This is a genomic window from Pseudooceanicola lipolyticus (assembly GCF_002786325.1).
In the GTDB taxonomy this organism is placed as follows: Bacteria; Pseudomonadota; Alphaproteobacteria; order Rhodobacterales; family Rhodobacteraceae; genus Pseudooceanicola_C; species Pseudooceanicola_C lipolyticus.
In genome coordinates this window covers 1-9,745 of the sequence record NZ_PGTB01000145.1, presented here as the reverse complement: position 1 = coordinate 9,745, position 9,745 = coordinate 1, and the positions used below count along the sequence as shown (strand labels likewise).

General features: G+C 64.3%; 3 protein-coding genes. 2 read left to right on the top strand and 1 reads right to left on the bottom strand.

Annotated features, from left to right (window positions below; all coding sequences use genetic code 11):
• Both CVM52_RS27060 and CVM52_RS26710 read left to right on the top strand, forming a co-directional pair.
• Nucleotides 1–364, top strand: a 364-nt coding sequence (locus tag CVM52_RS27060; RefSeq protein WP_172721055.1) for a hypothetical protein, incomplete at its 5' end; no start/stop codon positions are given.
• Between the two features lie 58 nt (nt 365–422).
• Nucleotides 423–9,002 carry an SPM autocatalytic domain-containing protein gene (locus CVM52_RS26710; RefSeq protein ID WP_133119913.1) on the top strand — a complete coding sequence of 2,860 codons (8,580 nt, stop codon included), beginning with the start codon at nt 423–425 and terminating at the stop codon, nt 9,000–9,002.
• Between the two features lie 4 nt (nt 9,003–9,006).
• On the opposite strand, the gene CVM52_RS20735 is transcribed toward CVM52_RS26710, so the two are convergent.
• The coding region (locus CVM52_RS20735) for a WD40 repeat domain-containing protein (protein WP_370741658.1) at nt 9,007–9,745 on the bottom strand (739 nt) is incomplete at its 5' end.

Sequence of the window (9,745 nt, the reverse complement as noted above, 5' to 3'; positions counted from 1 at the left end):
CGCCGCGCGCCGCGCCGAGCTGCGCGACAGCACGCCGGGCATCCCGGTCTGGCGGCTGCAGGCGGGCACCGATCCGCAGCTGGTCACGGTGCCCTGGGCCGCGTGGAATGACGAGGGGCTGTACCGGTTCGTCCAGACCGACGCCGGGCTGATGGCGGCGCTGGTCACCGGCTATCGCGCCGCCGGGGCCGATAGCGGCCTGTACCACCAGGCGGCGGGCTGGGCGCAGATCCGGCGCAGCGACATTCTTCCCGAAACCCTGACCCTGTCACCCGACGGCTGCCGCGCGGCCTGGCTGGAACGGGAGATCGATCAGACCCAAGGCCTGCCGCGGCTCGCAATTGGCGATGTCTGCGCATTTTGACATTTTCCGCGCCGGATTACCGGCGCGCAGTTGAATTGTAGACGACGGAGCGAAAACGATGCCGGACAACCAGCTAGGACGCGACGCCGCGCAGATTTCCTACCAGGATCTCGAGGTCGGCTCGACCATCAAAGATCCCAGCCACAGTTCGCTGAACGGTTACAAGGTCGACAAGATGTTCGGCACCACCGGCGACGGGCTGACCGCCTATGCGCTGCGCGACCCCGGCACCGGCAATGTCGTCATCGCCTTTCGCGGCACCAGCGACGGCGAAGACTGGAAGGACAATGTCGGCAACCTGGGCTGGCGCCAGTGGCAAGAGGCCAAGCCGGATGTCGAACGCTACCTGAAGAACAACTGGAAAGACGGCGCCGAAGTCACCTTTGCCGGCCACAGCCTGGGCGGCGCGCTGGCGCAATATGCCGCTTATGAGGCCGCCGGCGATTATGCCGGGCGGCGCGACACCATGAACCTGGTCACGCTGAACGGCCTGGGCGCGGTCAACGGCATCGACGAGAACCTGCCCGGTGGCTTTGACGCCTCGCGGATCACCGGGGTGGAGACCGCCAATTTCTATAACGAGGAAGACCGCGTGCCCCGTCTGGGCGGCGGCCATGTCGGCGACACCTATAATGTCGGCAGCTTCCGCGAGGGCAATGACGGCATCCTGACCGCCCATTCGGCCGATTCCTTCGACAACAAGGTGCTGAACGGCGCCAAGGACGGCAGCCCGGATTACTACAAGAACGCCACCACCCAGATGGACCCGGAAACGCTGACCGAGATGTCCAGCACCCTGGGCGACATCCTGTGGAACGGTCCCGAGGGGTTGAGCACCGAACAATGGGTGGAACTGGCGGAAAACGTGCTGAAGCTGCCGGATCTGAAAAAGGAACTGCCCGAAACCAAGCGGCTGGTCACCGATATCATCGGCGGCGTCGTTGACGAGGGCGTCAACCGGGTGACCGACAAGGTCACCGACCTGAAGGAATGGGGCAAGGAGAAATACGCGGATGCCCGCGACTGGGCCTATGACCTGACCAATGACATCACCGATCTGGGCAAGCGCGGCCTCGACATGGCCGAACAGGCCCTGAAAGAGGGCTGGGACAGCGTCACCCAGAAATGGGATGAGGGCACCAAGTGGACCAAGAACAAGGTCAACGAGGTCAAGGACGCGATCGACCAGGCCAAGGACACCGCGCTGGACTGGCTGAGCGACCGCCGCGACGAGTTCGAGGACTGGGCCAACAAAGGCATCGACGGGATCGAGGATTGGGTCAGCGAAAAGACCGACAAGATCGGCGAGGTCGCCGACTGGGTCAAGGACCAGGGCACCGAGTTCAGCAATACGGTCCGCGACAAGTGGCAGGAGATGAAGACCAAGGCCGGTGAGCTGACCGATGACGCGCTCGACTGGCTGAAGGACAAGGGCAACGACGTCATCGATTTCGGCAAGCAGAAATTCGACGAGGGCCGCCAGTGGGTCGAAGACACCTATGACAAGCTGAAGGACGAATTCCGCGACAAGACCAGCGACCTGGGCGACTGGGCCAAGGACAAGCTGAACGAGCTGGCGCAGAAGGGCAAAGACCTCAAGGACAAGATCGGCTCGCTGTGGGACAACTTCAACGACTGGCTGGATGGCGACGACGAGGACAACGACCCCTATGCCGACGATGTGAAAGACCGCAGCACCACCGCCCGCACCGAAGCCTCGCCGCTGGTGCTGGATCTGGACGGCGACGGGCTGGAACTGGCCTCGGTCAACAGCAAAGGTGCGGTCTATTGGGATATCGACACCGATGGCATCCGCGAATTGACCGGCTGGGTTCGCCCCGATGACGGGCTGCTGGCAATCGACAGCAATCAGAACGGCGAGATCGACGACCATTCCGAACTGTTCGGCACCGAAACCGTGGACGGCTTTACCAGCCTCGCGGTGCTCGATTCCAATTCCGATGGCGTGATCGACCGCAAGGACGACGCCTTTGCCGACCTGCTGGTCTGGCGCGATCTGAACCAGGACGGCAATTCCGACCCGGGCGAGTTGCAGGACCTCGACGATGCCGGCGTGCGCTCGATCAACCTGTCCTCGACCACCGGCACCGAAGAGATCGCCGGCAACCGGGTCACCCATATCTCGACCTATACCGGCACCGATGGCCGCACCCGCGAGATCTCGGATGTCTGGTTCACCTATGACAACGTCAACAGCCGCGCCGGCGGCAACCTGCCCTTCGACCCCGACAGCTATGGTCTGCCGCAGCTGCGCGGCTATGGCCAGCTGGCCGATCTGCGCACCGCCATGTCGCAGGATGCCAAGCTGCAGAAGCTGGTCGCCGAGGTGGCGGGCCTGAACGCGGGCCAGGTGTTCGGCGCCGATGTCGATATCCTGGACAAGATGCAGACCATCCTGTTCCGCTGGGCCGGCGTCGAAACCATCGATCCGGCCAGCCGCGGCACCTATGTCGATGCCCGGCAGGTCGGTTTTGTCGAGGTCTTCACCGACCGGCCCTTCCTGCAGCATGGCCGGCCCAACCCGGCCCCGGAGGCCGGGCGCACCCTGACCAACGCCTTCGAAACGGCGCTGTACGAGATGCTGACGCGCGTCCTGGTGCAGACGGTGGGCGAGCGCATCTTCAAGGGCTCGCCGGAATATGACTGGCAGTCCGACAGTTTCACTTCACCGCTCAAGCTGGACATGAGCGGCCTTGGCGCGCTGGCCCGCAATTACCAGAACAAGGGCGCCGACATGGCCTTTGTCTGGACCGAACTGGTGCGCCTGATCGACACCGCGGTGGGCATCGACGACCTGACCAAGAAGATGGCCAAAAAGCTGGACAAGCTGGTGGCCAATACCGATGGCGGCACCGGCATCACCGTCGACAAGGTGCTGGACACCATCTATCCGGCCAAGGGGCTGGGCCTGAACGGCACCTCGGGGGATGACAACCTGCGCGGCGGCGGCGGCCGGGATTCGCTCAGCACCGGCAATGGCGACGACACGCTGGTCGGCCTGCGCGGCGATGACAACCTGAATGCCGGCGAAGGCAATGACGTGTTGAACGGCGGGCCGGGCAATGACCTGATGCAGGGCGGCAACGGCAATGACACCTATATCTACAGCAGCGGTTTCGACACCATCGTCGACACCTCCGGCGAAGACCTGCTGAGAATCCAGGCCCGGCTGAACCTGTCCGACCTGGCCTTCCTCAAATCGCAGGACAATGGCGAAGACCTGGAGATCTATGCCTCGGGCGAGCTGATCGTGCGGATCGAGGATTTCTATCTCGGCACCGGCGCGGTGGAAACGCTGGAGCTGCGCGACGGCACCATCTTCGACCTTGAACGCCAGGCCCAGGGCATCGTCGGCACCGGCCGGGCCGACCGGCTGAAGGGCGATGTCAGCGATTTCATCCTGTCCGACCGCATTGTCGGCAAGGGCGGCAATGACGTTCTGCAAGGGCTGAAAGGCGCCGATGTTCTCGAAGGCCAGGCCGGCAATGACAAGCTGTCCGGCGGGCTGGGCGATGACGTTCTGATCGGTGGTGCCGGGCGCGATACCCTGATCGGCGGGCCCGGCACCGATATCAGCCAGGGCGGCACCGGCAACGACACCTATCGTCCCGCCGGGTCGGAAACCATCATCGAAGAGGGTGGCAAGGACACCGTGGTGATGCGCAATGGGATGAAACCCGGCGATGTCACCCTGTTCCGCACCGCCCTGTCCAACGATCTGACCATCGAGACCGACAAGGACCGTCTGCTTGTGAAGGACCATTTCACCGCCGATGGCGCGGTCGAGATGCTGAAATTCAAGTTCGGCGGCAAGACCGTGACCAGCGAGGTGTCGGCCCTGCCGATCGAAACCCGCGGCACCGAGGCCAACGACTATCTGCGCGGCGACGATGGCGGCATCGCGCAGAAAGACGTGCTGCGCGGGCTGGGCGGGATCGACCGGCTGTATGGCTATGGCGAGGATGACGTCCTCGATGGCGGCGCCGATGACGACTACCTCTATGGCTCAGATGGCGATGACACGCTGATCGGCGGCGCCGGCAATGACAGTTCCTACGGCGGTACCGGCGGCGATACCTATCTGGCCGGTCCGGGCGACGATTTCGTCCAGGACTACGGCGCCGACGGCGACAAGGACGACCGCATCGTCCTGCCCAAGGGCGTGTTGAAATCCGATGTCACCATTGAACGGCTGCTGGACGGCGACCTGCTGCTGTCCTGGACCGGTGGCTCGATGCGCGTCGACCGCGCTTATGACGCCCGCTATATCATTGAAAAGCTGGAATTCGGCGACGGCAAGACCGTCAGCCTGCCCGCGCAGAAGGTCCGCACCATCGGGACCGAGGGCAATGACACCATCTATGGCAACCGCGAAGAGGCCGGCAGCCGCAACGACAATCTGAACGGACTGGCCGGCAATGACACGCTGTATGGCTATGACGGCAATGACGTGCTGGACGGCGGCGCGGGTGACGACCACCTTTACGGCGCCGAAGGCAAGGATCTCTACAAGATTGGCGAAGGCGACGATTACATTTCGGACCTCGCCGCCAGCGATCTGTCGGATGGCAAGGACACCATCAAACTGGCCGCCGGGATCCTGCCCCGCGACGTGACCTATACCCGCCTGTCGGACGGCGACCTGGTGGTTACCTGGGGCACCGGTTCGGTTCGGATCAACAACGCCTTCGATGCACGCTATGCGGTGGAAACGCTGGAATTTGCCAATGGCACCACCGTCGACCTGACCACGCTGACCGCCCCGACCATCGGCACCAATGGCAGCGAGACCCTCTATGGCAACCGCGAGGAATTCGGCGGGCGCAACGACACCCTGCGCGGGCTGGACGGCGATGACCGGCTCTATGGCTATGACGGCAAGGACGTGCTGGATGGCGGCAAGGGCGACGACCAGCTGTATGGCGAGGTCGGCGCCGACACCTACAAGGTCGGCGAAGGCGACGACTTTATCTCGGATGCCGGCGCCAGCGACCTGTCGGACGGCAAGGACAAGATCGAACTGGCCGCCGGCATCCGGCCCGGCGACGTGACCTATACGCGGCTGACCGATGGCGATCTGATGATCGACTGGGGCAGCGGCTCGGTCCGCATCGACGCGGCCTTTGACCAGCGCTATGCGGTCGAACTGCTGAAATTCGCCAATGGCACCACCGTCGACCTGACCAAGCTGTCAGCGCCGACCATCGGCACCAACGGCCGTGAAACCCTGTATGGCAATCGCGAGGAATTCGGCAGCCGCGATGACGACCTGCGCGGGCTGGATGGCAACGACACGCTGTATGGCTATGACGGCGACGACATGCTGGATGGCGGCGATGGCGATGACACCCTCTATGGCGAGGTTGGCGCCGATCTCTACAAGGTCGGCCAGGGCGACGACTATATCTCGGATGTCGGCGCCAGCGACCTCTCGGACGGCACCGATACCGTGCGGCTGGCCGCCGGGATCAAGCCGGGCGATGTCAGCTATACCCGCCTGCCCGATGGCGACCTGCTGATCGACTGGGGCACCGGTTCGGTGCGGATCAACTCGGCCTTCGACCAGCGCTATGCGGTGGAAACCCTGAGATTCGCCAATGGCACCACCGTCGACCTGACCCAGCAGACGGCGCCGACCATCGGCACCAATGGCCGCGAAACGCTGTATGGCAACCGCGAGGAACATGGCAGCCGCGACGATGATATCCGGGCGCTTGACGGCGACGACACGCTTTATGGCTATGACGGCGACGACACGCTGGATGGTGGCAAGGGCGACGACACGATGTATGGCGAGGTCGGCGCCGACACCTACAAGGTGGGCGAAGGCGATGACTATATCTCGGATGTCGGCGCCTCGGACCTCTCGGACGGCAAGGACATCATCGAACTTGCCGCCGGCATCGCCCCCGGCGATGTCAGCTATTCCCGCCTGCCCGATGGCGACCTGCTGATCGATTGGGGCACCGGATCGGTGCGGATCAACAACGCCTTTGACCAGCGTAATGCGGTGGAAACCCTGAAATTCGCCAATGGCACCACCGTGGATCTCACCGCGCTGTCGGTCCCGACCATCGGCACCAATGGCCGCGAAACGGTCAGCGGCAACCGCGAGGAGCATGGCAGCCGCGATGACGACCTGCGCGCGCTGGATGGGGACGACACGCTGAACGGCTATGACGGCAATGACCGGCTGGATGGCGGCAAGGGCGATGACAAGATGTATGGCGGCGAAGGGGGCGACACCTATATCGTCGGCGAAGGCGACGATTACATCCTCGACTATGGCGTCGCCGGCGACCCCGAGGATGTGCTGCGTTTTGTTTCCGGCATCGCCGCCAGCGACCTGTCCTATTTCCTGGTGGACAATTCCGACCTGCTGGTGACCTGGGATGGCGGCTCGGTCCTGGTCGATTACTGGACCACCCAGACCCGCCAGATCGAAAAGGCCCGCCTGTCCGACGGCACGGTGATCGACCTTGTCACCGTGGCCAAGACCGCGATCAGTACCGTGCGCGGCACCAGCGTCACCGGCGATGACACCGATAACAACCTGACCGGCGGCGACGGCGACGACACCCTGTATGGCTATGGCGGCAACGACACGCTGGATGGCGGCAAGGGGGATGACGACCTTTATGGCGCGGCCGGCAAAGACACCTATGTGGTCGGCGAAGGCGACGACTATGTCTCGGATACCGGCACCGCCGCCGATGGCGCCGACGTGATCAAGCTGACCGCCGGCATCACCGCCGCGCAGGTGTCGTTCCAGCGCGAGTTGGACGGCGATCTGACCATCCTGTGGAACGACGGCTCGGTCCGGATCAACGCCGCCTTCGACGAACGCTATGCGGTGGAAACCCTGCGTTATGACAGCGGCGCCACGGTGGACCTGACCACGCTGCAGGTCGCCACGTTGGGCACCGGCGGCAACGACAATATCTATGGCAACCGGGAAGACCTGGGCAGCCGCGACGATACGCTGAAGGGCTTCGACGGCGACGACACGCTCTATGGCTATGATGGCGACGACACGCTGGACGGCGGCAAGGGCGACGACGACATGTATGGCGCCGACGGCAAGGACACCTACCTGGTCGGCGAAGGCGACGATTACATCTCGGATGCCGGCGCCGTCGGCGACGGGCCGGATGTGATCAAGCTCGCCGCTGGCATCACCCCGGCTGATGTATCGTTCCGGCGCGAACTCGACGGCGATCTCACCGCCTCCTGGAGCGGTGGGTCGGTGCGGATCAACAACGCCTTTGACGAGCGCTACGCGGTTGAAAAGCTGCGCTATGCCGATGGCACGGTTGTCGACCTGACCACGCTGGCGGTGGACACGCTGGGCACCGGTGGCGACGATTCCGTTTACGGCAACCGGGAAGAGCTTGGCCGCCGCAACGACACGCTGCTGGGGCTGGACGGCGATGACACGCTCTACGGTTACGACGGCAACGACACGTTGGACGGCGGCAAGGGCGACGACGACATGTACGGCGCCGAGGGCAAGGACACCTACCTGGTCGGCGAGGGCGACGATTACATCTCGGATGCCGGCGCCGACGGCGACGGACCGGACGTGATCAAGCTGGCCGCCGGGATACTTCCGGCGGATGTCTCCTATATGCGGGAACTCGACGGCGATCTCAGCATCCTCTGGGATGGTGGTTCGGTGCGGATCAATTCCGCCTTCGATCAGCGCTACGCGGTCGAGACCCTGCGCTTTGCCAATGGCACCAAGGTCGACCTGACCAAGCTGGAATTGGCCACGATCGGCACTGGCGGCGGCGAGTCGATCTCGGGCAACCGCGAAGAGTTCGGCGGCCGCAACGACACCCTGATCGGGCTGGACGGCGATGACACGCTCTATGGCTATGACGGCAATGACACGCTGGATGGCGGCAAGGGCGACGACGACATGTACGGCGCCGATGGCAAGGACACCTACCTGGTCGGCGAAGGCGACGATTTCATCTCGGATGCCGGCGCCGAGGGCGACGGGCTGGACGTGATCAAGCTGGCCGCCGGCATCCGCCCGGCGCAGGTGTCCTATATGCGCGAACTCGACGGCGATCTCAGCATCCTCTGGGACGGCGGGTCGGTGCGCATCAACGGCGCCTTCGATCAGCGTTACGCGGTGGAAACCCTGCGTTTTGCCAATGGCACCAAGGTCGATCTGACCACGCTGCAGGTGGCGACGCTGGGCACCGGCGGCAATGACTCCCTCTATGGCAACCGCGAGGAATTCGGCAGCCGCGACGACACGCTCAAGGGGCTGGACGGCACCGATTACCTTTATGGCTATGACGGCGATGACCGGCTGGATGGCGGGCTGGGCGACGATTTTGTCTTCGGCTCGCTGGGCAATGACACCTATGTCGCCAGCAAGGGCACCGATGTGTTCGACGATGGCCGCTCGTCCAGCCAGGACAGCATCCTGTTCAACTCGGTCAACGGCGTCGATGACCTGGAGATCACCCGCAGCGGCTCTTACGACATGTCGATTGCCTGGTCGGGCGGCACGGTGATCTTGAAGAACCAGTATTATTCCGCCGAATACCAGTTCGAAAAGATCATCTTCGGCGACGGCTCGGAAATGCTGATCAATATCTGATCGCTCAGTCGGCTTCGACCGGGGCGCAGGCATCCTGCGCCCCTGCCCCGCCCAGGTATTGCGCCCGCCGCAGCGGGCCAAGCGCCCCGGCGCTCAGCGCGCAGGCGCGCTGGGTGCTCAGCACATCCCAGACCCGCACCGCTCCGTCATCGCCGCTGCTGGCGAAGCGCTGGCCGTCCGGGTGCAGCGCCAGCCGCCAGATCGCCGACTTGTGCGCCGTCAGGATCTTCCCGACCGACCGCTCATAGGGAAGATCCCAGAAATGCAGCCCGCCGCGCCGGTCGCTGGCCACCAGCGTGGCATTGTCGCCTAGGAAAATGACATCGGTTGCGCCGCGTGCATGACCGGTGAAATCGGCGATCCGCTCGGCGCTGGAGACCGACCAGACCGACACCACCTCGTCACTGTCGGCAGCGGCGATCAGGCTGCCATCCGGGCTGAACCGAACCGACCAGAGCAGGTTGTCGGACACGTTCAGAATGGTTGTCGGCGCCTCCTGGCCGATCTCCCAGATATAAACCCGGCCCAGGCTGGTCGACACCGCCACGCGGCTGCCATCCGGTGAAAGCGCGGCCCGGGTCACCCCGCCGGTGGGCGGTGTGAAACTGGCAACCACCGCGCCAGAGGCCGCATCATACAGCCGCGCGGCGCTGTCCGCGGCCGCCAACAGGCGGGTGTCGTCGGCGCTGAACTCCAGCGACCACACCGCCTCGCCCATCGCGGGCAGGCTGGTCTGCGCCCGG